The sequence below is a fragment of the Providencia heimbachae ATCC 35613 genome (assembly GCF_001655055.1).
Classification (GTDB): Bacteria; Pseudomonadota; Gammaproteobacteria; order Enterobacterales; family Enterobacteriaceae; genus Providencia; species Providencia heimbachae.
Genome location: NZ_LXEW01000015.1, coordinates 160,161 through 185,743 on the forward strand (window position 1 = coordinate 160,161; position 25,583 = coordinate 185,743).

General features: G+C 41.0%; 18 protein-coding genes. 5 read left to right on the forward strand and 13 right to left on the reverse strand.

What is annotated here, in order from left to right; translation table 11 throughout:
- Positions 1–190: 190 nt before the first annotated feature.
- Together pyrD and pepN are read right to left on the reverse strand one after the other, a co-directional pair.
- The gene (gene pyrD / locus M998_RS04645; protein ID WP_068907796.1) at positions 191–1,201 is read right to left on the reverse strand and encodes a quinone-dependent dihydroorotate dehydrogenase; all 1,011 of its coding nucleotides are present in this window, start codon (positions 1,199–1,201) and stop codon (positions 191–193) included.
- Between the two features lie 301 nt (positions 1,202–1,502).
- A complete protein-coding gene (pepN, locus tag M998_RS04650) occupies positions 1,503–4,121 on the reverse strand; it encodes an aminopeptidase N (protein WP_068907798.1) in 2,619 nt (872 codons plus the stop codon).
- Positions 4,122–4,582: 461 nt separating this feature from the next.
- Between pepN and pncB the strand changes: the two genes are divergently transcribed.
- The 4 genes from pncB (at position 4,583) to M998_RS04670 (ending at position 10,887) form a co-directional block, all read left to right on the forward strand.
- Entirely contained in the window at positions 4,583–5,797 is a 1,215-nt protein-coding gene (gene pncB, locus M998_RS04655) for a nicotinate phosphoribosyltransferase (RefSeq protein ID WP_068907800.1), read from the forward strand.
- A gap of 487 nt (positions 5,798–6,284) precedes the next feature.
- On the forward strand, positions 6,285–7,685 hold the full coding sequence (gene asnS, locus M998_RS04660) for an asparagine--tRNA ligase (RefSeq protein ID WP_068907802.1): 1,401 nt from the start codon (positions 6,285–6,287) through the stop codon (positions 7,683–7,685).
- 571 nt (positions 7,686–8,256) lie between these two features.
- The gene (locus tag M998_RS04665; protein WP_269459834.1) at positions 8,257–9,387 is read left to right on the forward strand and encodes a porin; all 1,131 of its coding nucleotides are present in this window, start codon (positions 8,257–8,259) and stop codon (positions 9,385–9,387) included.
- Between the two features lie 309 nt (positions 9,388–9,696).
- The gene (locus tag M998_RS04670; protein WP_068442239.1) at positions 9,697–10,887 is read left to right on the forward strand and encodes an amino acid aminotransferase; all 1,191 of its coding nucleotides are present in this window, start codon (positions 9,697–9,699) and stop codon (positions 10,885–10,887) included.
- 90 nt (positions 10,888–10,977) lie between these two features.
- On the opposite strand, the gene M998_RS04675 is transcribed toward M998_RS04670, so the two are convergent.
- The 8 genes from M998_RS04675 to cmoM form a co-directional block, all read right to left on the reverse strand.
- Positions 10,978–11,625, reverse strand: coding sequence for an MBL fold metallo-hydrolase (locus M998_RS04675; RefSeq protein ID WP_068907807.1), 648 nt, complete (start codon positions 11,623–11,625; stop codon positions 10,978–10,980).
- A 39-nt stretch (positions 11,626–11,664) separates the two neighbouring features.
- Positions 11,665–12,213 carry a peptidoglycan L,D-endopeptidase MepK gene (gene mepK / locus M998_RS04680; protein WP_068442233.1) on the reverse strand — a complete coding sequence of 183 codons (549 nt, stop codon included), beginning with the start codon at positions 12,211–12,213 and terminating at the stop codon, positions 11,665–11,667.
- A gap of 294 nt (positions 12,214–12,507) precedes the next feature.
- Positions 12,508–14,268, reverse strand: a complete 1,761-nt coding sequence (gene ldtD / locus M998_RS04685) for a L,D-transpeptidase LdtD (RefSeq protein WP_068907809.1) — start codon at positions 14,266–14,268, stop codon at positions 12,508–12,510.
- Between the two features lie 355 nt (positions 14,269–14,623).
- The gene (gene aphA / locus M998_RS04690; RefSeq protein WP_068442227.1) at positions 14,624–15,337 is read right to left on the reverse strand and encodes an acid phosphatase AphA; all 714 of its coding nucleotides are present in this window, start codon (positions 15,335–15,337) and stop codon (positions 14,624–14,626) included.
- Positions 15,338–15,588: 251 nt separating this feature from the next.
- Positions 15,589–20,031: a chromosome partition protein MukB gene (gene mukB, locus M998_RS04695; RefSeq protein ID WP_068907811.1), complete on the reverse strand. Its 4,443-nt coding sequence runs from the start codon at positions 20,029–20,031 to the stop codon at positions 15,589–15,591.
- Positions 20,028–20,756, reverse strand: coding sequence for a chromosome partition protein MukE (mukE, locus tag M998_RS04700; RefSeq protein ID WP_068907813.1), 729 nt, complete (start codon positions 20,754–20,756; stop codon positions 20,028–20,030). Before mukE ends, mukB begins: the two co-directional genes overlap by 4 nt.
- Positions 20,737–22,062 carry a chromosome partition protein MukF gene (gene mukF, locus M998_RS04705; protein WP_068442220.1) on the reverse strand — a complete coding sequence of 442 codons (1,326 nt, stop codon included), beginning with the start codon at positions 22,060–22,062 and terminating at the stop codon, positions 20,737–20,739. The genes mukE and mukF overlap by 20 nt, the downstream gene beginning before the upstream one ends.
- A complete protein-coding gene (gene cmoM, locus M998_RS04710; RefSeq protein WP_068907815.1) occupies positions 22,059–22,847 on the reverse strand; it encodes a tRNA uridine 5-oxyacetic acid(34) methyltransferase CmoM in 789 nt (262 codons plus the stop codon). The genes mukF and cmoM overlap by 4 nt, the downstream gene beginning before the upstream one ends.
- A 342-nt stretch (positions 22,848–23,189) precedes the next feature.
- Between cmoM and elyC the strand changes: the two genes are divergently transcribed.
- The gene (gene elyC, locus M998_RS04715) at positions 23,190–24,017 is read left to right on the forward strand and encodes an envelope biogenesis factor ElyC (RefSeq protein WP_068442214.1); all 828 of its coding nucleotides are present in this window, start codon (positions 23,190–23,192) and stop codon (positions 24,015–24,017) included.
- Between the two features lie 60 nt (positions 24,018–24,077).
- Here elyC and kdsB read toward each other — a convergent pair whose 3' ends face one another.
- The 3 genes from kdsB to M998_RS04730 all read right to left on the reverse strand — a co-directional run bounded on the left by kdsB (position 24,078) and on the right by M998_RS04730 (position 25,368).
- On the reverse strand, positions 24,078–24,824 hold the full coding sequence (gene kdsB / locus M998_RS04720; protein WP_068907817.1) for a 3-deoxy-manno-octulosonate cytidylyltransferase: 747 nt from the start codon (positions 24,822–24,824) through the stop codon (positions 24,078–24,080).
- A 5-nt stretch (positions 24,825–24,829) separates the two neighbouring features.
- Complete coding sequence (locus M998_RS04725; protein WP_068442210.1) at positions 24,830–25,009, reverse strand: Trm112 family protein; 180 nt, start codon at positions 25,007–25,009, stop codon at positions 24,830–24,832.
- A 143-nt stretch (positions 25,010–25,152) separates the two neighbouring features.
- Positions 25,153–25,368, reverse strand: a complete 216-nt coding sequence (locus M998_RS04730; protein WP_068442207.1) for a cold-shock protein — start codon at positions 25,366–25,368, stop codon at positions 25,153–25,155.
- Positions 25,369–25,583 lie beyond the last annotated feature (215 nt).

The following is a 25,583-nucleotide window of genomic DNA, read 5'->3' on the forward strand; positions in this document are numbered from 1 at the left end:
TGTTCAAATCTAAAAAATACTATTTATTATACCTTGGATATTTCGAGTCACAGATAGCTGAATAACCTCCGTCACCGGCAACTAAATACTCTGCAAATTGAAGTATGGCTGATATAAAAATAGGCACTATTGACAATATAGTTTAAAAGGGGGAATAAATAAACCCCCTGTTAAGTATATTTACACTTTATTAGATATGGTTAACAATATCTTTTATTAATTTTGGGCCATGATAAATAAAACCAGAATAAATTTGAATTAATGAAGCACCGGCTTCCATTTTTTCTCGTGCTGCAGTGAGAGAATCAATTCCACCCACACCAATAATTGGCAATTTACCCTTTAACTCACGGGAAATAAGTTTAATAACTTGCGTACTTTTTAATTGCACCGGACGACCACTTAAGCCCCCCATCTCATTACAATAATTTAAACCTTGAACCAAAGAACGATCTAATGTTGTATTGGTTGCAATCACGCCATCCATATTATGTCTTACCAAGCTATCCGTTACCTGGATAATTTCTTCTTCTGTTAAATCAGGTGCAACTTTAACTGCTACTGGAACATATTTTTGGTGCAATGATTGGAGTTCAAGTTGCTTCGCTTTAATACCACTTAATAAATCATCTAGCGCTTCACCATATTGCAAAGATCTTAAACCGGGAGTATTTGGTGACGAAATATTAATGGCGATATAACCTGCATGGGCATAAACCTTATCCATACAAATTAAATAATCATCTTTCCCTTGTTCAACGGGCGTATCTTTATTTTTACCAATATTAATGCCAATTATTCCGCCATAATTTGACTTTTTGACATTCTCAACAAGATTATCAACACCTTTATTATTAAAACCCATACGGTTGATCAAGCCTTCAGCTTCAACCAAGCGAAATAGTCTTGGCTTATCATTACCGGATTGAGGGCGCGGTGTTACTGTGCCAATTTCAACAAATCCAAAACCCATCGCACCAAATGCGTCGATGCACTCACCATCCTTATCTAACCCAGCAGCAAGGCCTAACGGGTTTTTAAAAGAGAGTCCCATGCATTGAACGGGTTTAGTCGCAACAGATTGACGAAGGAGACATTGAAGAGGTGAATTAGATAAGCGATGAAGCTGACGAAAAGTCAATTCATGGGCTTTTTCGGGGTCGAGCTGGAACAGTGCCTTGCGGGCAAGGTGATATAGCATATCCAATAACCTATTTTGTTAATACGTTTTTGTCAAAGTATCAATTAGATAGACATCATACTGCGCGCACCAAAACACCCGCCAAATACAAATTGTCGAGTTTTTTAATCGTGCAAGTCATTTTTCGTCTGATAAAACGCGAGATAGATTACCCTATCTTGGCGCTGCTTTACCACGAAAAAATCAATAAAATTGTTGTTTGCCCGATTTTACAAATATAAATAATCAGCCCCTAATTTGCAATATTGCAAAATGAGGGGCTGAAGACACAAAAACTAACCTATCTATAAAGAAAAGAAAATTAGCTTTCTAGCGCTTTTGTTACCTTCTCAAATAAATCACCCGAGAGATTTTCTAGTGCTTTAAGCTGTTCAAGCACTTTTCGCATCTGCCCTTGGCGCTTCTCATCATAACGCTTTAAGCGGATCAATGGCTCAATTAACCTTGATGCCACTTGTGGGTTACGTGTATTGAGATCCACTAAAATTTCATACAGAAATTGGTAACCACTGCTATCGTCTGCATGGAAATTAACTGGGTTGCCTGCGGTAAAAGCGCCGATCAACGAACGAACACGATTAGGATTACTCATGCTAAATGAGCGATGGTTTAATAGCTTACGCACATTTTCTAGCACCTCTTTTGACGGGTTAGTCCCTTGTAGCGTAAACCATTTATCCATGACTAAACCATCATGATGCCAGCGCTCATCAAAATCAGCCATTAATTGCGCATAACAAGGTAACTGAGCTTCACTGGCCGCGGTTAATGCGGCAAGGGAATCAGTCATATTATCGGCAGATTTATACTGCGCTTGTACCAGTTTATCGGCCAGCGCTTGGTCGTCCCCTGCTGCAAGATATTGCAAGCAAGTATTGCGTAGCGCACGCAGCGCAATATCCTGGTGATCCACGCGATACTGATCAATCTTAATCGCACGATAGACGGCAAGTAGCTCATCATGCATTTGGGTTGCTAACTGACTATGAATAAAATTAATCACTGTATGGATAGCAACAGGATCAATAACTTGGAACAGCTCTGCAATTTCATTTTCTGACGGTAATGTCAGTATCAAAGCCGCTAAGGCAGGATCAATTGAATCGCTTAGCAATACTGCACGGAATGCATCTATAACATGTTCAGGTAGAACTAATGCTTCGCCTTGTTGCAATTTTGCTACGTTAATTTTTACATAGTTATTAATTAGTTGCTGGGCAGCATCCCAACGGGAAAATTCATTACTGGCATGCTGCATTAAAAAAGCCAGTTGCTCGTCAGTATAGGGATAATCTAGTTTAACCGGAGCTGAGAATTCACGTAGTAAAGAAGGTACAGGGCAACTTGTCACTTCATCAAAAATAAAACTTTGTGACTCCTGAGTAATATTTAGGACGGAGTTAACATGGCTTCCCTCACGTTTTAGCGGGATCACCGTACCATCTTGGTTGTATAACTCAATATCGAGTGGGATATGCAAGGGATGCTTTTCAGCTTGGTCAGCGGTTGGCGGCGTCATTTGGCTAACATGCAAGGTATACTGCTGTTTTTCTGATGAATATTCATCACGAACAGTTAATACCGGTGTACCTGACTGGCTATACCAACGACGGAAAAGTGATAAATCGACATTCGAAGCATCTTCCATTGCTTGAATAAAGTCATCACAAGTTGCCGCGCTACCATCATGGCGATGAACATATAATTGAATCCCCGCTTGGAACATCTCCTCACCCAGTAAAGTGTGGATCATGCGAATAACTTCAGATCCTTTTTCATACACTGTCAGCGTATAAAAGTTATTCATTTCGATCACTTTTTCGGGGCGAATTGGATGCGCCATCGGGCTTGCATCTTCGGCAAACTGAGCAGAACGCATCACTTTGACATTATTAATACGGTTAACCGAACGCGATCCTAAATCAGAACTGAATTCTTGATCACGGAACACCGTTAGGCCTTCTTTTAAGCTTAACTGGAACCAATCACGACACGTAATGCGGTTACCGGTCCAGTTATGGAAGTATTCGTGACCAATGACTGACTCAATATTCAAGTAATCTTTATCTGTTGCCGTTTCGCTTTTTGCTAGCACATATTTTGAGTTGAAAACATTTAGACCTTTATTTTCCATTGCGCCCATATTGAAGAAATCAACAGCAACAATCATATAAATATCAAGGTCGTACTCTAAGCCAAAACGTTCTTCATCCCATTTCATGGCATTTTTGAGCGATTGCATTGCCCAAGGTGCCCGGTCAAGATTGCCTTTATCAACAAAGAGTTCTAATGCAACTTCACGGCCACTACGTGTAATAAAGGTATCCTTTAAAACATCAAAATCACCCGCGACTAAAGCAAATAAATAGCTTGGTTTTGGGAACGGGTCTTCCCATTTAACCCAATGGCGGCCATCTTCAAGCTCACCGTCTGCCACACGGTTACCGTTTGATAACAGATACGGATAGCGTGTTTTATCTGCAGTAATGGTTGTCGTATAACGTGCTAAAACATCAGGCCTATCTTGAAAATAGGTAATGTGACGAAACCCTTCTGCTTCACACTGAGTACAGAGTGCATCCCCTGATACATATAAGCCTTCTAAGGCTGTATTTTTTTCAGGACTGATTTCATTGATGATGCGTAATGTAAAAGCTTCCGGCAAAGACTCAATAATTAATTTTCCATCTTCTTGTTTATATTGCTGCCAAGCTTGTCCATCAATTTCAATGCTCACTAACGATAGGTCATCACCATTTAACTCAAGCGTCGACGACTGCGGATTCATCCGTTTTACCTTGCTAACTGCTGTCACCACCGTTTTGGTGGGATCAAGGTTAAAATCTAAATCAATTTCAGTAATCGTATAATCAGGGGCTTGGTAATCTTGGCGATATTTCGCTTGTCGTAACTGGGTCATAAGTAACCTTTTATTCGTTAAATCGATATCGTATTGTCTCTTTGCTTAATACAATACTATAAGACGTGACAATGTGAATGGATTTGAGAAACATTTTCATCAAAAGCAATCATGCTTTTATGTCAGGATGTTGCTTTATTATAAATAGCAGTATCCTATTTTGTTACAGAATCGTTTGTTTGTTGGTGCTATCGCTCTATTAAATATTCCATTACATGTTAGTATCATTTCGTGATTAATGCGTTTTAATATGTCACTTATTGGTCAATAATCAGTAGTTGGTTCATTTACCTGACTTGAAGAGTCGAACTCAAGGGTAAATGAAGTGGGCTAAAGTTGAATAGGCCTCACACAACAGAGAGATAGAATAAAACTTCAATCTTTCGATAAAGTGGGTATACTTTTGCAACTTTAACGATTTAGCTATATGTAGAGAAGCTCCGCGAGGACGCCTGCACGCCATGAATTTAGACGCTACACCTATTATTACATCGCTGCTTGATACCGATGCTTATAAGCTTCATATGCAGCAAGCTGTTTTCCACCGTTACAAACAAGTACCGGTTGTTGCAGAATTCCGCTGTCGCAGTAGTGAGCTCCTCGGCGCTTATGCTGATGAAGTCAGGCAACAAGTACGCTTGATGGCAAAACTCGCACTTTCTGATGACGAGCTAAATTTCTTACGTAGCCTGCCATTTTTCAAAGATGATTACCTTAATTGGTTGAAATCATTTCGCTTTAATCCTGAGCAAGTCGCGATTACTGTCTCTGATGAAGGGCAGTTAGCCATACGTATCAGTGGCCCTTGGCGTGAAGTGATTATGTGGGAAGTTCCCCTTCTCGCGCTTGTCAGTGAAATCGTACAAAGAGATAGGCATCCTCAGGTTACTGCGGATGATGCCGTACAACAGCTGCAAAAATTACTTACCGTATTTTATGCGCAAGCGGCTGAAAACCAACTTGACCTCTCTGGCTTCAAGCTAATGGATTTCGGTACACGTCGACGTTTTTCTTATGCAGTACAATCCGCCATTGTTTCCATGCTGAAAAATGAATTTCCTTATTTAGTCGGCACCAGCAACTATAAACTTGCGCATAAGCTAGATTTAGCTCCCGTTGGCACACAAGCCCATGAATGGTTCCAAGCTCACCAGCAAATTAGCCCTGAGTTATCAAATAGCCAAATAGAAGCATTACAAAGTTGGTTGGACGAATACCCTGATCAGCTTGGTGTTGCCTTAACTGACTGTATCACCATGGATGCTTTCTTACGTGATTTTGATGAAGATTTTGCTAAGCGCTACCAAGGGTTACGCCACGATTCAGGTGACCCGATTGAATGGGGTGAAAAAGCCATCGCTCACTATGAAAAATTCGGAATTGATCCACTCAGTAAAACCTTGGTCTTTTCTGATAGCCTTGATTTGCAAAAAGCACTGGAGCTTTATCGCTATTTTCACCAACGTATTAATCTTGTGTTTGGCATCGGAACTCGGCTCACTTGCAATATCCCGAATGTGGTTCCATTAAACATCGTGATTAAGTTGATTGAATGTAATGGCAAACCGGTGGCTAAATTATCGGATAGTCCTGGCAAAACAATTTGTGAAGACGATGAGTTCGTCAATCAGCTTAGAAAAGCTTTCGACCTACCTAAAATGGAAAAAGCTTGCTAGTTAGGCCTACCCTCTTAAAGCTCTGAGGCATTTTTATTGCACAGAGCTTTAAAACTCTCTTTTTCTTTTATTCACTTACTATTATTATAGCTTTTAAGCTCAATAATCACGGTTCGATTGAACAGAAATGTTTTATCGCGATTTTTTACTTGTTTCCTAATCAATGGCAAGTAACATAGAGCTTTGGCCCCTGAAATATGGGATTTCGTAAATACCTACTTTACTATTTAATTCGTTATAAATTGGTTGTCATATCACCTTAAACGTGAAATATCTGACAGTTCAATTTTTCAAATGATTTTAGTACGATTTGAATTACATCCTAAATAATTCGAGTTGTAGGAAGGCGGCGAACAAATCGAGCCCTAGGAGCATACATTAGTATGTGACTAGGGTCGGTTTGAGAAGCCAACGCATCTACAGCTCGAAGTATGACGGATTGATATAGTAAAAGTAGATATCATTAAATATGAAGAGAGTGAATTATATGACAGTAGCGCCTGTAGTCGACGTACTGCAAGGCCAAGTAACGGTAGGCTCAGAAGTCACCGTTCAAGGCTGGGTACGTACAAGGAGAGATTCAAAAGCGGGTTTTTCTTTCCTCGCCGTTTATGACGGTTCCTGTTTTAATCCGTTACAGGCTATCATCAATAATAATTTACCGAATTATAATGACGAAGTTCTGCACCTGACAACGGGTTGTTCTGTCGAAGTGACGGGTACTGTAAAAGAATCTCAAGGTCAAGGCCAATCCTTTGAGCTTGACGCTACAGCAGTTAAAGTCGTCGGTTGGGTTGAAGATCCAGAAACTTACCCAATGGCGGCAAAACGCCACAGTGTTGAATTCCTACGTGAAGCGGCTCACTTACGCCCACGCACTAACTTAATTGGTGCTGTTGCACGTGTTCGCCACACACTGGCACAAGCGCTGCATCGTTTCTTCGATGAGCAAGGCTTTTTCTGGGTATCAACCCCGCTTATTACCGCATCAGATACTGAAGGTGCCGGCGAAATGTTCCGTGTTTCAACATTGGACTACAACAATTTGCCACGTAATGACAAAGGCGAAGTTGATTTTAGCGAAGATTTCTTTGGGCGCGAAGCCTTCCTAACGGTATCCGGCCAGCTCAATGGCGAAGCTTATGCTACTGCCATCAGCAAAATTTATACTTTTGGTCCAACCTTCCGTGCAGAAAACTCAAATACCAGCCGCCACCTCGCTGAGTTTTGGATGCTCGAACCTGAAGTGGCTTTTGCAAACTTAGACGATGTCGCCGGTTTAGCAGAAAAAATGCTCAAGTATGCCTTTAAAGCCGCACTCGATGAACGCCGTGATGACCTTGAGTTTTTTGCACAGCGTATCGATAAAGACGTCATTAACCGCCTTGAAAGCTTTGTAGATTCCGATTTCGCCCAAGTTGATTACACGGATGCGATTAAAATCCTTGAAAACTGTGGTCAGAAATTTGAAAACCCAGTTTATTGGGGTGTTGATATGTCCTCTGAGCATGAGCGTTATTTAGCGGAACAACACTTTAAAGCGCCAGTTGTCGTTAAAAACTACCCGAAAGACATCAAAGCTTTCTATATGCGCCTAAATGAAGATGGCAAAACGGTTGCTGCGATGGATGTATTAGCGCCGGGCATTGGCGAGATCATCGGCGGTTCACAACGTGAAGAACGTTTGGATATGCTTGATGCACGTCTTGAAGCGATGGGCATGAATAAAGAAGATTACTGGTGGTATCGCGACCTTCGCCGTTACGGCACGGTTCCACACTCCGGTTTTGGTCTTGGATTTGAGCGTTTAGTTGCTTACGTGACCGGTGTCGGTAACGTTCGTGAGGTTATCGCCTTCCCACGTACCCCAAGAAACGCAGCATTCTAATGTTTGTCTACAGTGTAGTGCGAATTTATCGCACTACACTGATTTATTAATATCACCTTAGCATTTCAACTCAGCATACCTTCTTTTTGATATTGGCGACAAAACTAAAGTCGCTCACTGATATTTGTTAACTGGATCACAATTTTTACGTTATCGCCTTATAATTGACCCTTTTGAACAATCTACTGCCCCATAGCTAAGAATAATCTGCTTTTTCGATTCGATTTTTCATTTCAACAACGATAAAAAATCATTTTTACTTACCTAAGTTACTCAAAAAAAGTTCAATTCGACTTGTGAAAAAGTTCCATTAATTTTGTAATATTTTTTAAACTGGTACGATGAGCGGTTATTTTTTAATCTAACTTTTACATTTAGAAACACCCTGTTACCATTTGTTGCAGAATCTTCGTTTTTGTAGCATTTTGAGGGTAGATAATTTTATTTATCAATGGAACACTGGTCGCCGACATAGACGACACTAATCTCTCATAAATAGTTCCAAATAATTTTGCGAATTGTTTTTGGCAGTGGCAGGTGTCCGAAAATAACACCAATGAGGGTAATAATAATGATGAAGCGCAATATTCTTGCAATAGTTATCCCAGCTCTGTTGTCTGCAGGCGCAGCAAACGCAGCTGAAGTTTACAACAAAGACGGCAACAAGTTAGACGTTTACGGTAAAGTTGACGTTCGTCACTACTTCGCTGATGCTGGTAAAAAAGGCAGCCAAGACGGTGATGATTCACGTGTTCGTTTAGGTGTTAAAGGTGATACTCAAATCACTGACCAACTGACTGGTTTTGGTCGTTTCGAGTGGGAAACTAAAACTAACAAAGCTGAAAACGAAGGCGAAAATAAAAACCGTCTAGCTTATGCTGGTCTGAAATTTGCTGACTTCGGTTCAATCGACTACGGCCGTAACTACGGTGTGGTATACGACACGAACGCATGGACCGACGTATTCCCATTATGGGGTGCGGACACTATGGCTCAAACTGATAACTTCATGACTAGCCGTAACCGTAATCTATTAACTTACCGTAACAGCGATATGTTCGGTTATGTTGATGGCCTGAGTTTTGCTCTGCAATACCAAGGTAAAAACGGCGATGACAACCTGTCTGCATCAAAATCAGGCATGGCTAAAGACAATGGTGACGGCTACGGTTTCTCTACCGCTTATGATTTAGGTTGGGGCGTTACACTGGGTGGTGGTTACTCTAATTCTTCCCGTACTCCAGACCAGAAATCAGGTTCTGTTACTGTAGCTCCAGGTGTTGATGCGCATAGTGCAACTGGTAAACGTGCTGAAGCTTGGAACGTTGGTGGTAAATTTGACGCTAACAACGTTTACTTAGCAGCAATGTACGGTCAAACACTGAACACAACTCGTTACAGTGAGTACAACCTAATCGCTGACAAAACTGAAAACGTTGAATTAGTTGCTCAGTACCTGTTCGACTTCGGTCTGAAACCTTCTATTGGTTATAACCAATCTAAAGGTAAAAACCTAGGTAATGGCGTTGGTAATAACGACCTAGTTAAATATATCTCTGTAGGTTCTTACTACTACTTCAACAAAAACATGTCTGCAGTTGTTGATTACAAAATCAACTTGCTGAAAGACAATGACTTCACTAAAGCAGCTGGTATCAACACTGATAACGTAGTTGGTTTAGGTTTAGTTTACCAATTCTAATTATCAGTTAACTGATAATCTAGAAACCATAAATATGTTTTTGTCAGGCAGCGCTTCGGCGCTGCTTTTTTGTTTTTATTATGCCATTACCAAACTGATTATCTGCCTGCCAGCCCAGCAATTTAGATGTTTTCGCTAGTTTTTTGTTAATTTGTGGTTATATTACATTCAATTCCTATCTAGCTCACAAGATCTCGCCAATTTTGGCTAAAACTATTGGCAAAAAGTCTTTCCCACGTTACCCTGAGAACTCAACTCGTTCGGCTAAATCGCCTTTCAGCTACATAACAGAGCTTTGGAATCGATAACATGTTTGAAAAAATTACTTCTGCCCCTGCTGACCCTATTCTCGGTCTTGCTGATAGTTTCCGTGCTGACCCCCGTGATAATAAAATCAACTTAGGTATTGGCGTCTACAAAGACGAATCCGGTAAAACACCGGTACTTGATACCGTTAAAAAAGCAGAAAAATTCCTGCTTGATAACGAGAACACCAAAAACTATCTTGCGATTAGCGGAATGCCAGAATTTGGCCGAGTCACACAAGCGTTGTTGTTTGGTGAAGAACATGAAATTGTGACGTCAAAACGTGCTCGCACTGCACAAGCTCCTGGTGGTACTGGTGCCCTACGTATTGCCGCTGACTTTATTGCCAAACAAACTAATGCTAAACGTGTTTGGATAAGCAACCCTACGTGGCCTAACCACAACAATATTTTCGAAGCTGCAGGCTTAGAGGTTTGCACCTACAACTACTATAGTGCCGCTAAGCATGATATCGATTTTGACGGTATGTTAGCGAGTTTGGCGACTGCAACCGCGGGTGATGCAATTGTATTACATGGCTGCTGCCATAACCCGACCGGTATTGACCCAACGGTTGAACAATGGACTAAACTGGCTGACCTTTGCGCAGAAAAAGGCCTGCTACCTATTTTCGACTTTGCTTATCAAGGTTTCGCAAAAGGTTTAGATGAAGACGCTGCTGGCCTGCGTATCTTCACCCAAAACAACCCTGAAATGATTGTGGCAAGCTCGTTCTCTAAAAACTTCGGTTTGTATAACGAACGTGTTGGTGCTTGCACCATTATCGCGAAAGACAGCGATAATGCAGAACGTGCATTTAGCCAAGCAAAAGCGGTTATCCGTGCTAACTACTCAAACCCACCAGCACATGGTGCAGCGGTAGTGACTACCATATTGTCTGACGAAGTCTTAAAAGCCGAATGGGTTCAAGAATTAACCGCTATGCGTGAGCGTATTAAGCGCATGCGTCAACTACTGGTGAAAACATTGGAAGAGAAAGGCGCTAAACAAGACTTTAGCTTCATTATCAACCAAAATGGTATGTTCTCCTTCAGTGGGTTGACTAAAGAGCAGGTAGAGCGTCTACGTAGCGAATTTGGCATCTATGCGGTGAGCTCTGGGCGTATTAACGTCGCAGGCTTAACCCTCGAGAATATGGTTCCACTGTGTGATGCTATTGTAAAAGTCCTATAAGATCCCCTTCTTAGGCTGAACAATTGAAAACACCCCTTATGGGGTGTTTTTTTATTTCTAGGGATTTTTATCTTGAGAAATTAGGCTAAATTACCAAACAGGTTGTTCATCCTGTAAAAAAGGGTTGGTTTTACGTTCATGACCTAAATTTGACATGGGCCCATGACCGGGAATGAACTGATAATCATCACCAAGAGGCAGGACTTTATTTTTGATTGAAGCGATTAAATCCTGATGATTACCACGAGGGAAATCACTGCGGCCAACGCCCCCTTTAAATAACACATCACCCATTGAAATAAGCTTATCGGCACGATTAACAAAAATAATATGCCCCGGTGTGTGTCCCGGGCAATGTAATACATCAAAGCTGATTGCACCACAGGTGACTGTATCCCCTTCTTCTAACCAGTAGTCAGGGGTAAAGTCTGGGCATTCACCAATATAAAACATCGCATTTTGTTCAGCTAAATTTTCGATCCAGAAGGCATCTTCTTTATCAGGTCCATAAATAGGCACTGAGAAGTGTTTAGAAAGTATCGCTGATGCGCCAATATGGTCTGAGTGACCATGTGTCAGAAGAATTTTAGTCAATTTGAGTCCACGGCTTTCAATGGCAGAAATTATTTTTTCTGCTTCACCACCCGGATCAACAACCACTGCTTCCATTGAATTTTCATCCCAAACCACCTGACAATTCTGCATGAAGGGAGTTACTGGGATAATAATGTATTTCATTGAACAATTACTCCGTAATCTGTGTCACCTAGGCACAGATTACCATGTTCTTGCGGGTCCTGTATCGATATGTACAAAATTGCTTTTTGGATAATAACCGACACCGCCCGATTTCATTTTTAGGGCTGCTTTACGCACGTTGCTTAACTGCAAGCCTTCGATGTGAAAATCCATCGCTTGCCCACGAGTGTGATAGCTTTTCTTAGCAACACCGGAGCCTTTATGACGTAAGGCATTATTCGTTTCTAATGAACGATACCCAGAAATTAATTGAACAGGCTTATTGGTGCCCATCATTACTTGTAATAGGTAGATTTGATCAAACAATTTGGGATCAATCGTTTTCACTTTATCGCAACGATAATCGCGGAAAAGGTGATTTAAACGCGCAAGTTCAGACTTGTTATAACTACGTCCATTAAAAAATTCTGTTTTTAAAAACTCGCCAGTATTGAGATTTTGAAATCTTAGAATTCTTGGGCGTGGTGTTGTCATTGCAGCAAAAACATGGCTTGGTAATAAACTGAGGCCAATGGTGGCCGCGCCAATTCCCAACCACTTCCTGCGGTTTTGGTCAATAATATCCATAGGTGATAACTCAGGCCTTCATAATTTCAACAAAAGTAATTGCACTAAAAAGCAATTTAACCTATTCAGTCTAGCAAATGATGTTTCGCTTTAATGTATAATTATGTAAATAAATACATTAATTACGCAAAATTCATTTCATTTTCGCCAAAAAGTGAGTTTCATCACTTAATCTGCGACTAACTGAACCTATATAACTAATGGCTTATCTTAAGCAATAATGAAGAATAACCAACAGAAGTTATGTGAAATGATATGAATATTTAGGGAGGTTTCCCCCCCTAAACACCAAATTTAATGCAGAATATTTTTTATGACAGGAAGGTACTTTTCAGCATTATCGATACTGTTATCATATTGATAAATATCTGCACGGTATTGAGGCTGGTTCTCGTTATCAACCCAAGCCGTTTGGTAATAAAGATAAACAGGGATCCTATCCGGTATATTCACGTAACGGGTCGACCCTTCTTTTAAAGCCCCATCAATCCGTTTTTGCTCCCATCCCGCATCGCCTAATAATATGCTCGCCAGCTCACTGGCTTTATTCACTCGCACACATCCAGAACTAATCGCTCTTGCATTGCGGTTAAATAAACTGTGGTTTGGCGTATCGTGCAAATAAATTGCATCAGAACTTGGCATATTGAATTTATAACGTCCTAATGAATTCGTTGGCCCTGGCGCTTGTCTGACACGATAAGGAAAATTCGCAGGTGTGATATTTTCCCAATCAATTGAATAAGGGTCAATTTCAAATGAGTCCTGTCCCCAACCTGAATAAACCGTATAACCTTTACGGCTAAAATAGCTTGGATCTTGTTTGCCTTTCGGTGCGATATCCTTACGCGCCATACTTGTCGGCACACTCCAAGGCGGATTAATCACCACATTATTAAGCGCACTGCTCATTATCGGGGTTTTACGATCTGCACGACCCACAATCACTTTAGAGTCTAAAATGACTTCATCATTTAAATAAAAATTTAATGAGTAACCCGGAATATTCACTAAAATTCCGGTTCCACCACTGGCGGGGATAATGCGTAAGCGTTGAATATTCAATGCCATTAAACCGGCTTTTTGCTTAGGTTTCATGTTTAACCAAACTCGGGTACCTTTCCCCACAACACCATCTGCCTCTAAGCCATATTGCAATTGAAACTTTTTCACTGCATCGACTAACGCTTCATCATATAGACGAGATGCTGTCGTTGTAGTTTCAGCTGCTTGCTCTGTTGCTTGCTCAGCAACTTGGGCAATAGTTTCAGGGGATTCAACCGATAAGCTTTCGCCTTCTAGCAGCCCATCTCGTTGAAGGATCTGGCGTAGTACAATCACATCATCGCTTGATTGGCCCGGCTTTAACGTCTTAGTACCCACAATTTCCAGATCATCTTCTGGCATTGCCAATTGCTTAAGCATTTCTTTATGCATTGGTTGATACATTGGGTGATTAATTGCTTGTGATTTAATCCATTCACCTAGACTATTTTGTGAAACTGAATTTAACCAAGGCTGCATTTGCAGATCAGTTGGCGCAATCATTTTATAAGGGCGACTCGTATACAGCCAATATTGACCGCTCGCTTGAATAGAAGAGAGATATTGTAGATACCCCATCATTGCATCAGATAAAATGACATCTCGGCCTAGCTCACTCAGTTGGCTATTTTCCAGTAATAATAGCCATTCACTGAATTGCGGCTGTACACCAGAAAGTGCCAATTCCGCTAATTGCTGCTGAAATTGTCCAATTGCGGTTTCATCTTGCCACAGCAATTGCATCTGTCTGTCAGCATAAACTTTAGCAAGCTGCTTGGTAAATATCGGTTTCACATCCACAGGGAGCGATGCGGTTATTTTAGCCAAACTTTCGACTGGTGTAATCGTAGCGACTGCGTTTAATTCAACAATAGCGGGTTGCTGTAATTCCGTTGTATTTTGTTGCGTTGTTTGTTGCGTTGTTTCTTGCGCTGAAAATGCAGGAAACTGCAGAGCCATCAGCCCACATATTACGGAGACTTGCAGAGCTTTCACTCTTCTCTTTGCCATACATCCACCTTGAGTTACTACATGGATAACAATAGTTTTTATTATAGTTGCTATTTTATTGTATTTAATTGTAAAAACGAATGTTATAGGAATAGACTAATTTTGTCTTTAAAGAAGATAAAAAGTTATTGGATTGCTGATGATTAAAAAATAGCTATCTGAGAAATAGACTTATTTTCATTTTAAATAACTAAAATGCTATTTTAAATCGTCTTATACTGATGGGTTTGCTTATTTATATACTGGATAAATTTTTCTATACTTTGTTGATAAATTTAACTTAATCTATATTAAATAAATAAAAAAACAGTTAAAGAAAGAATGACTTCCTTTAACTGTTCAGTATTAATAGATTTTAATACTCTGAATTGATAACAACTTCTTCACCAAAACGACCTGCTTTTGGTAATGGTTGGTAAGATGAATTAGCTGCTCTTAAAACACGAATTCCACGAATATTTAATTCATTTGCTGCCGCAATATCTGCATCAGCATCACCATAATAGATAGTCAGTTTATGATCACGCATCCAACTCACTTTATTATTTTGTCCTGGCTCATCACCAGCAAAAATAACAGGATTCATTTTATCCGCAGGAATGGCTAAGCCTTCTTGAACATATTTAGTGACAGTTTCTGTTTTAGTCTGTGTGCGACCGGTAATAAAGTAAACCTTATCACCTCTATCTAAATGCATTTTAACTAAATCAATGCCCACTTTTTTCGGCATACTGAATTTATCCCACTCATTATTCATTTTTTCCCAGAATTGAGGATTTTTCAGATAGCTAAAATCTTTTGGCGAAAATTCAAGTTGTCCACGATAAAAACCAGGACTTGAAAATAAAACAGTATCATCAATATCAAACCCAACCACCGTTGGCGCTTTACCCTCTAAACTTTGTTTGATCTGTTCAATTGACACCCAGTGTACAGGTTGCTGTTGCGCTAATTCAACGACAGTCACACCTGGACTGACTGTTTCTGGCATCGGCATCTTGGCTTGAGATGTTGCTGTGAAGCTCAATGCGAGAGCAATGGCACTTAACGTTAGTGTTATTTTTTTCATACTTAGCCCTTGAGTTGTTTATCGCGGTTTTCTATCGAAACCAAGTGAAATTTGTGATCTTTAATCACAACAAGAGTGATGATATGAGTTTTAATTACATTAAAATGAGACTTATATCTCATTAATGCTCTCAGTTAGTGACTAACGTTATAATTATGTGAGCTAGGCAATTAATTCAGATTAAAAAATAAATAAAAAACCGACATCGTTGCCGAATGCCGGTTTTCAAATCACGAGCAAAATAGAATGTATTACTGGATCTGTGGTACTTGAGAAACAGGATCCTCTTGCCCAAATCCTTTTAGTCCAACAACATGCACATGTTCATTAGTGCCAAATACCTTACGTACCAATTTATAGGTCGTTCCCTTTTCCGGGCTGATATTCTCAGGTGCCGCGATAATTAATTGCATTTCCAGCCTGTCACAGAGCTCAAACAAGGTTGCAATCGATTTAGCATCCAGACGAGCAGCTTCATCTAAGAACAGCAAGCGACATGGAATAATGTCTTTTGCACGTAGCCGACGAGACTCTTCTTCCCAACTTTGTACCACCATAACAAGGATGGACATACCCGTACCAATCGCTTCACCGGTTGATAGCGCACCACTTTCCGCTTTCAGCCAACCATCTGAACCACGATTAACTTCAACATCCATCTCCAGATAGTTTCGATAATCAAGCAGCTCTTCACCAATAGTTTGAGGTAAACGCTGCCCCACATCCACTTGTGGATTCAAACGTTGATACAATTTTGCCATCGCTTCAGAGAAGGTCAAACGCTGACTGGTAAACAAGTCTTGATGCATTTCGCTTTCTTCAGATAGCACACTCAGTAACAGTGCATGGCTTTCACGAATATTCACATTCAGCCTAACACCTTTAACCTGACCAAATGAGACGGCTTGCAACCCTTGGTTAAGCATACGAATACGATTTTGCTCACGTTGGATGGTTTTGCGAATAATATTTGCCACACTTTTCGAACTGATTGCCAATTTTTGTTCACGAGCAGTCAACTCTTCCGTTAAACGCGCTAACTCAATTTCCATTTGTTCAATGGCATCGATTGGGTCATCGGTACGGATAATATCTTGGCGAATACGTTCACGCAGGTGTTGGTACACCGCAATAAAAAATTTAATCTTACGGTCAGGATGTTTGGGATCTTCCGATAAGCGTAGTACATCACGCAAATGTTCATTATCTGAAACCGCTAAACGTAGTGCCCCCAAGGCTTTATCCGACATAGAACGTAAACTATCACCATCAGTATAAGCAAGCTCTCGGCGGTGCAAGCGACGCTCAACACCGTTATCTTTCACTAAGCGCATAACCGCACACCAACCCGCTTTCGCCGAAACGACCTGCTCACGTAACTGGTAATAATCTTTTTCCAACTTACGCAGGCGTTTTTGCAAATTATCCATTTCAGCTTCACATAACGTTAGCTGTTTTTCTAATTGGTTGATGCGAGTACGGTTCGCCATCACAGATTGATGCAATTCATCACGACGGATACGAGCTCGTTCTTGAGCATCAGGATCTGCCTTAACACCAATTTCCTGCATTTCGGCTTGAAGCTCTTTTAACATCTCTTGCTTAGTATCAAATGAGCTACGAAGGGAGGCAAGGACTTGATTATATTGTGAAGCTTGTGACTGATGTTGACGTAATTGTTCACGCGAGCGAGCACGTTCTGCTTCTGCCTGCTCTAAGCGTTGGCGTAATTTTTCATTTAAATCAGAATTTTCACTGACCATGCCAGTGGAATCGCTGTAGCTAAAGTGTGCTCGACGCTGAACAATTTCAACCAATGCAAAGGCTTGTTGTTTGGCACTTTGCTGGCTATGTTTAGCTTGTTCGTAATCTTTACGTAGCTGGTCATGCTGCTCAGGATCGCTCAATAATACCGTAACTATCGGTTCAAGTTTTGCCAGTGCATTACCATGCTTATTCAGGAAGTGCGCAGCTTCTTCTGCTTCTGAGAGCTCTTCATTAATTTCTTCAACGCGATCCGCTAACGTTTCATCCATTAATAAACCCACTTGAGGCAATAAACGGTTAAGTGCTGATAAGCTTTCTTTACCTTGTGCAAACTGCTGGCGCTGTTGCCCAGTTTGCTCTTCAAATTGCGATAACGCGCGTTCAAGCTCAGTACGTCTTTGATTCAAAGTTCGAATTTCAGCTTCGGGATCACTTTCAAAAGCAACAGAAATATGTTGTCCGATAAAACGACTAAAAGCTTGGTGCGAACGCTGAATTTTTTGCACATCAAAAGAAAGGGTCGCATAACGTTCAGCTAATGCATCCCGCTCTAAAGTTAAAGACTCAAGATGACTTTCTCGGGCTGCACGACCAAATAATGGCAATTCTGGATAACGAGAATAACGCCACTGGCGTTCAGATGAGCGAATAAGTACTGCTTTTTCAAATTCTTGTGCATCGAATACACTGTCGTCAAAGGATGATGGATCCCCCTCGATAAAATAAATATCATCAGGGCAATCTTGTAAAGTTTCCAACTGAGTACGTACTGCGGATAAATCTTGGACAACAATACCATGACGAGCAGGACCGTATAATGCAGAGAAATAAGCCGCGTCTTCAATCGGAATATCATCATAAATTTCAGAAAGTAATACGCCGTTGAAACGTTCAGCCAATGCGAGCATACGGTTGTCTTCCGCACCACTTGGTTGGCTTAAACGTTCAATTTGTTTTTCTAGCTCACGCCTTTGCCCAGCAATTTCATCTCGTTCAACGGTGATTTCCCTTTCTTGTTCAAGCAGTTGCTGCATAAATTCAGTAACTGCCGTACTGGTTTCAAAGGTTTCATTCGATTGTTCGTTAAGCTGAGTTAAGGCCTCTTGCGCCATAATCCAAACCGGTGCTTTAGATGAAAGCTGTTGAATACGCTGGCGAATTTGATCTAATTCTTGACGCATCTGCATACGTCTTTCGCCGCTTTCATTAACACCAATATTCAGTTCTTCTTGTTGAGCTTCAAGCTCTGCCATTAAGGCATCTAGCTCATCCGGCTCATAACTCTGACCGTGACGCTTACAGAATTCACTAAGCAGTCTTTCAGCATTACGCTGGCTATCTAAACGTTGTTGTAATTCAGAAAGTTGCATACGTAAAGGCTGTACACGCTCTGCTAAATGCAGCTGTGATGACCAGTCTCGCAACAATGTACGTGCTTGCTGATAGGCTTCACTACGACTGACTTCACCCACCATCGTTTTAACGAGTTGATAAGCTTGTTCAAATTGGCTATGAGCTGCATCTGCTACACTCATTTTTTGCTCTAGCATCAACAAGGCTTCTGTCGCTTGTTGTTCCCGAGCTTCAAATGTTTCCAGCCATTCGTCTGCATTTTCAATTGATAATTCAGGTAGTTGGCATAGTTCGCGAGCCCGGTTAAGCGCATGTAATGCCTGTTGGTACTGAATAGCACGGGTCTGCTGAACATCTAATGCTTGTTGGTAATCTGCTAATTGGTTTTTCAGTTCATCGACTTCAATTTCAGCGGCTTCTGAACGCGCTTCAAATTCTTCTTGGCTTTCTGTCGCCTCTGCGACAACTTCACTTTGCTCTTCAAGGCGATAAGTTAATTCTTCGATATCGGCTTGATAGCGGTCGATTTTTTCCTGTTGGCGCAAAGCGGCTTGAACCAAGTTCAAATGATCGCTCGCGGCTTGATAATCTGCTTCTAAATCAGATGAAGAAACATTTTGTTCATTAAGTTCACGTGCCATTTCAACACTGCGAACTTGCTCAAGTTTAAGCTGTTTACGACTCGCCAGTAATTCATTACGGGCAGCCAAGGCCGCATCTAAATGAATTCGTCGCTCATTTGAGTGACGCATATAATCAGCCGAAACATAATCTGTTGCTTGGCTAATCAAATGTTTAAATAGATCGCGGTCTGACTGAGTAACGCGAATTGCTTCAAGTGTTAAGCGATTTTCACGCAATGCGGCTTCCATATCTTGGAATGCTTTACGTACTCCGCTATTTTCAGGCAATAAATAATCACGCAAAGAACGGGTAATCGCACTGGAAATCCCGCCATATAGGGAGGCTTCAATCAAACGATAATATTTACTGCGATCGCTAGCGGATCGTAAACGCTTTGGTAATACGCCAAGCTCAAATAAGACAGAATGGTAATCTGTAATCGAGTTAAATTGTTTAAACTGAATGCCTTCTTGCTCTTCTAAGCGCTCTTTTAATTCGTTTAAAGGAATGACTTTAGCCTGACGGCCATCAAGTACTTCCGTTAAAATATCAGTAGGCACCGTCGCAATTGGAACCCCTTGAACCATAAAGGGTTTAATATCGACTTTTTTATCGCGACCCGCAACTTGCTGTAAGCGTACCCCGACCATCACACGCTGGTGTTTAGAGTTCAAAACGTCCAAAATGGCATAACAAACACCGGGACGTAATTTTCCGTGTAAACCTTTGTCGCGGGAACCCGATGTCGCCCCAGCCTCCGTCGTATTACGAAAATGAAGCAAGGTCAGATCTGGGATCATCGCCGTAATAAAAGCGGCCATGGTGGTTGATTTACCCGCACCGTTACCTCCGGAAAGAGTGGTAACTAATTCATCAAGGTCAAAGGTACGTGCAAAAAAACCGTTCCAATTCACCAGCGTCAGTGAGCGAAATTTTCCGCGTTCAATCATTGTTGTTCATCCCCATCACTTTCTGCTGTTTCTTGGCCATCTTCAGCTTCATCTTCCTCGCCATCTTGCAACGATAATGCTCCTTCAAGGGAGATAGCTTCACCATCACGGATCATGCGTAGTTGAGCATCTTGTGGATTATCCCCACTGCGTACATCCGCGCCGAAACGAAATACAGATTCGAAAATCACAAATTTACTCGAATCATTTTGCAGAAAATGCACCATACCTAAACGACGTAAACGGTTCAGAGAGGTTCTTAATTTTTCCTGCAATTTTTGTTTATCTAAGTCAGAGCCTGTCGAACGTTGGTTAACAAATTTCAATAATTTACTTTCATCAGCCAGCGATAAAAGTTCTTCAAATAGCTCTTGAGAGGTAAAAATACCTTGATTACTGAGTCGCTCAGGGCTGAGATAGAGGTAACACAGGATTTTACCCACCATCATGTCTAGCTCAGACAGGACTGAGCGAGGAATTAAGGTCGTCGAACGAGGTCGCAAATAGAAAAAACCTTCTGGTGCACGGATCAATTCAACGTTATAACGTGAGTAAAATTGTTCCAAATCTTCCTGAAAATCCATTAAAAATGCGTGATTATCAAGGTCATCAATACTGATATGACGCCCTGAACGCAACTGGCTGTCGAGTTCTGGAAAAATAGGGTTAGCTAATGCTTGAGCCAGCTTTACTGGCATAAATTGTTCAATATTTGTCGATGACATGTGCCTGTACCTTGGCTCCGTGATCATTAATAGCTTGCCATTCTGCCGGTAATCCCGCCAGTTCAGCCTCTGCGATACCTAGTCTTACAGCCTGATCGATAATAATACGTGCGACATCAAAATGACGCTTCTGTGGATACTGTTTTAAATACGCTTGCAGGATACGACCCATATCTAATGGCTGCTGATCCGTTTTATAGAATGCGAGCTCAGATTCAATTAATTCAGCCAATCGGTCATTAACCTCACTAAACTCTTCAAACTCAAGCTCTGGTGGTAATTCACCCGTCACTTCTTCATCATGTAACGAAAGTTCTTCATCACGCATATCAAATAGCCTATCCGCATTGGCATAGGTCAATGCCCAAGGGCTATCGAGGTACTGCTGAACAGATAAACGTAAGCGTTGAGAAAATATGCGATTTTTATCCATATCAATCGCAGTACGGATAAATTTATGCACGTGGCGGTCATAACCAATCCACAAATCAATAGATTGCTGTCCCCAGCTGACAATTCGGTCTAATTTATTTTGTAAATCAAAAATTAATCTATCAACCATATCAGAGAATTGAGGCGCATTCATATTTGCTTCTTGGATGCGTAGCAAATTAGCTTGCAGTTTATCGCCTGCTGCTTCCAGCGTATCTTGCAATTCTCTCAATGTACCTGATGTTTCAGACAATAATTGCTCACAGTTAGCGATAGCCGCTTGCCAATCTTGATTCAACAACGCCGCAATATCTTCTTTAACTGAATTTTGCTGCTCATCCATAATACGCTGTGATAAGTCAATGCTATCGAAGATTTCAGCAACTGAATATTTTAATGGGGCAAAAACATGTCGATGCCAATAATATTCATCACCACCTTCTTCTGCTGATTCCGCAGCTCTTTGCAATTCCCCCGCAACAATCGATAACTGCATCGATAATCGTAATGTTGAAAACTCACGTTGGCGGATGTAGTAATCACTAATCCCAATGCCAAGCGGAGTTAAACGGTAAATTGCATTTCCTTCGATAAAATCACTAGCAAAGCGGTTAAATATCTTTTGGCGAACCATATCATTGATGGCGTTATTCGCTCTGACCGAAAGTGATTCTGTGGTTTGCTCAAAACCTTTACAGACTTCACGAAAGGCATCAATTAGCTCCCCTTCGCTCATTTCACCATTAATCCGTTCGCTGTTTAGTACTGCTACCGCCAGCAAGAATGCTAATCGCTCTGCGGGGAGTGAAATCGCAAAATCATTCTTTCGAGCCCAAGACACAAGTTCGGGGACGGTCTGGGATAACTCACTCATAAATCGTCCTTTTGTTTTTGTTTTCGTGCCATCACATGAACATAACGCCCCATGCTAATATAGGGTTCTTCACGGCAATATTGCTGTTCAAGCGCCAGCAATGCGGGGAAATCTTTTTGTTGTAACTGCCGGCTTTGTAGATAGTCATGAAACACTCTTACGCCACTTTTACCTAAGATATCCATTCCACAAGCCAACAGCCACTCATCAACCTGCTGCGGGAAGAGTGGATTTTGCGGCGACAACGAACGTTTTCGTCTACGTTGAATGTGAGGCGTTGCAAGATGGAAATTACCTAAAATTGCATTACGCATCACTAAGCCATTTGCATTATAGAACATGACAGAAAATATGCCTTCTGGTCTGATTATATCGACCAACTGTTCAATTGCATATTTTTGATCGCTAATCCATTCAAGCACAGCATGAAAGAGTACCAGATCAACCGGTTCATTTAAATGCTGGGCAATATCTTGTACTGCGCTGTTAACAAAGCGTATGTTTTCACTAATCCCTTGTTCTTGCGCAAGTTCACTGGCTCTTTCGAGCATTTCTTCAGATAAATCGCAAAGTATGACTTTATGCCCCATCGCTGCAAGTTTGCGCGAAAAATGGCCTTCACCGCCTCCAGCATCAAGTATGCGTAAAGTTTCACCTTTAAAATGGTTTTCTAATAAGTGATTCAGATCTTGCCAAACAACCGCTTCGCGAATCTTACCTTTTGTCGTTCCATAGATATTTTTTGCGAATTTATCGACAATATCATCAAAGTTGCGGTCTGCCATGTGCCATCCAGTTGCTTATAATTCATCAATATCGTACAACACCAAAATCAGTCAGTTCTTATCTTGAGCTTAATGAAAACCAGTTAATTCGAGCAGATGATCAACATAGTCTGTTGCTTTCATATTTCGTTTAATTGTGTTGGATTTGGGTGATGACGTAATCCCGAATTATAACAGATAATAGCTATATTTTTGCATAGTACTTTATTTTGCTGATTGAATTTCATTTTGGCATCATAGTGTGTGCGCTGAGCTGCAAAATAATTGTGAATTAGGTTCAATTGTATGACAGGATTAATTCAACACAATACGTTATCAATAACCTTCTAAATTAGGCTTACTATGTTATTCCTATTAAAAAAATATATTGGCTCGCTCTTGATGCCATTACCCTTGCTACTGATTATTGGGTTTATCGGCTTAATTTTACTGTGGTTTACTCGCTGGCAAAAAAGTGGGAAAACCTTAGTTACCGCCAGCTTAGTCATCATCATGTTATTAGGGCTACAACCCATCTCTGATACCTTGCTCGCCCCCGTTGAAGGGAAATATAACCAGCGTTATGAACTCATAACCCGTAATCCGCCAGAAAATATCCATTATATTGTTGTTCTCGGTGGTGGTTTTACCTACAACCCTGATTGGAGTCCAAGTGCTAATTTATTAAACAATAGTCTTCCTCGCGTTACCGAAGGGGTGCGCCTGTATCTAAAACATCCAGGTAGCAAGCTTATTTTCACCGGTGGAAAAGCCAACAGCAGCATAAGTAGCGCAGAGGTTGCGGCGCAAGTGGCTCAATCTTTAGGTGTTCCACCTGAAGATACTATCCCCTTGACTGAACCTAAAGACACACAGGAAGAAGCGTTTGAAGTTGAGAAGATTATTGGTAAAGAGCCTTTTTTACTCGTGACATCAGCAAACCATTTACCAAGAGCAATAACCATGTTTACCCGCAGAGGCATGCAGCCATTCCCTGCTCCGGCAAATCAACTGGTTATTACCAGCGGTATCAATCCATGGGAGAAATATATCCCATCATCTAATTACTTTGGTCATAGTGAACGAGCTTGGTATGAACTAATTGGCACCATTTGGTGGCATTTAAAACCGGATAATAGCCAATCTATCGAGCCAATTTTACTGACGCCTGAAAGTGTTACTGCAGAATAAAAACAAAAAAAGGTGTCACTCATCTTAAAGTGTACACCTTTTATTTTAGCGAGACTGTGATTATAAAATAAATTGTTTTCTCACTAACTCAAGATCTTGTGGAGTATCAACCCCTGCTCCCGGCGTTTTTTCAGCCACTGCGACATGGATTTTCTCACCATACCATAGCACTCTAAGTTGCTCGAGCATCTCGATTTTTTCTAGTGGGCTAGCTTCCCATTTAATATAGCGACGAATAAAACCTGCACGGTAAGCATAAATACCAATGTGACGTAAGAAACAGTCACTGATTTTATCCTGACTCACCGCAAAGTTATCTCTATCCCAAGGGATCGTGGCTCGAGAGAAATAGAGAGCATAACCTTCGTTATCCGTCACAACCTTAACCGCATTTGGGTTAAAAGCTTCAGCGGCATCATGGATTGGAACGGCCAAAGTCCCCATGTTAGCCTTACTTCCTTGAAGATTACCAGCAACTTGGCTAATAATTTCAGGTGGAATTAAAGGCTCATCTCCTTGCACATTCACAATGATTTCATCATCTGAAAAACCATAAGTATCGATGACTTCTGCCAATCTTTCTGTGCCTGATTGATGGTCTGGGTTTGTCATGCAAGCTTCACCACCTGCCTGAATAACCGCAGCAGCAACATCTGGGTGGTCAGTCGCGACAATGACTCGACTTGCCCCTGACTTTATCGCTTGTTCCATTACACGTACAACCATCGGTTTGCCATGAATATCGGCCAGTGGCTTACCGGGTAATCGTGTTGATGCATAACGAGCAGGAATGATAACCGTGAACATAATGGTTACTGTCCTTCATCTAATGAAACTTGACGCGCTTCAACTTCTAGCAGAACAGGAATACCATCTCGAATTGGATATGCGAGATGATCAAATTTGCAGATTAATTCGAGGTTGTCTTTGTTGTAACTTAATTTGCCGTGGCAGACAGGACAAGCAATGATTTCAAGTAAACGGTGATCCATGTTTTCTCCCAAATGGAATTAACTCACTTGGAGTCAGGATATCACATGCAGATATCACCGTTAACTTTAATCTTTCTAGATAAGGTCTCCTGCAGAAGATAAGAGGATAATGTGCAGGAGAAATAGTTCTGTTAACTATTTAATTAGTAAGCTATAACATCAGCGGCTGTTATGCCACATGAGCTGCGAGTCACAGAAAACTCGACATTTTGGCCTTCGAACAATGATTTAATTTTAGTACTAGCAATTGATTTACTTGTTACAAACACATCATCACCACCGTTGAATGGTGAAATAAAACCGTAACCTTCTTTTGCGTCAAACCATTTAACTCGACCCATATGTAATTGAAAATTCATATTAAAACTCCTTTTGTTCTAAGAACAATTTTTCTTTTTATCGTTTTATCATTACTCTTTGCTGTCTTCCCATTATGATTTGCCGATTTACCCATCACTCTTCAAGATACTAAGCCATTGTCTATACTCTGTTAATTGGGGTACTTACATTTTTATGTACCCAACTACATTTATTTATTCACGGCTTATCAACTACGTTTTTCTTGAATTATTTT

Bases quoted from the DNA above. Each gene is read 5' to 3' on its own strand.
- pyrD (WP_068907796.1), bottom strand. From the start codon at position 1,201: ATGCTATATCACCTTGCCCGCAAGGCACTGTTCCAGCTCGACCCCGAA.
- pepN (WP_068907798.1), bottom strand. From the start codon at position 4,121: ATGACCCAGTTACGACAAGCGAAATATCGCCAAGATTACCAAGCCCCT.
- pncB (WP_068907800.1), top strand. From the start codon at position 4,583: ATGAATTTAGACGCTACACCTATTATTACATCGCTGCTTGATACCGAT.
- asnS (WP_068907802.1), top strand. From the start codon at position 6,285: ATGACAGTAGCGCCTGTAGTCGACGTACTGCAAGGCCAAGTAACGGTA.
- M998_RS04665 (WP_269459834.1), top strand. From the start codon at position 8,257: ATGATGAAGCGCAATATTCTTGCAATAGTTATCCCAGCTCTGTTGTCT.
- M998_RS04670 (WP_068442239.1), top strand. From the start codon at position 9,697: ATGTTTGAAAAAATTACTTCTGCCCCTGCTGACCCTATTCTCGGTCTT.
- M998_RS04675 (WP_068907807.1), bottom strand. From the start codon at position 11,625: ATGAAATACATTATTATCCCAGTAACTCCCTTCATGCAGAATTGTCAG.
- mepK (WP_068442233.1), bottom strand. From the start codon at position 12,213: ATGGATATTATTGACCAAAACCGCAGGAAGTGGTTGGGAATTGGCGCG.
- ldtD (WP_068907809.1), bottom strand. From the start codon at position 14,268: ATGGCAAAGAGAAGAGTGAAAGCTCTGCAAGTCTCCGTAATATGTGGG.
- aphA (WP_068442227.1), bottom strand. From the start codon at position 15,337: ATGAAAAAAATAACACTAACGTTAAGTGCCATTGCTCTCGCATTGAGC.
- mukB (WP_068907811.1), bottom strand. From the start codon at position 20,031: ATGATTGAACGCGGAAAATTTCGCTCACTGACGCTGGTGAATTGGAAC.
- mukE (WP_068907813.1), bottom strand. From the start codon at position 20,756: ATGTCATCGACAAATATTGAACAATTTATGCCAGTAAAGCTGGCTCAA.
- mukF (WP_068442220.1), bottom strand. From the start codon at position 22,062: ATGAGTGAGTTATCCCAGACCGTCCCCGAACTTGTGTCTTGGGCTCGA.
- cmoM (WP_068907815.1), bottom strand. From the start codon at position 22,847: ATGGCAGACCGCAACTTTGATGATATTGTCGATAAATTCGCAAAAAAT.
- elyC (WP_068442214.1), top strand. From the start codon at position 23,190: ATGTTATTCCTATTAAAAAAATATATTGGCTCGCTCTTGATGCCATTA.
- kdsB (WP_068907817.1), bottom strand. From the start codon at position 24,824: ATGTTCACGGTTATCATTCCTGCTCGTTATGCATCAACACGATTACCC.
- M998_RS04725 (WP_068442210.1), bottom strand. From the start codon at position 25,009: ATGGATCACCGTTTACTTGAAATCATTGCTTGTCCTGTCTGCCACGGC.
- M998_RS04730 (WP_068442207.1), bottom strand. From the start codon at position 25,368: ATGAATTTTCAATTACATATGGGTCGAGTTAAATGGTTTGACGCAAAA.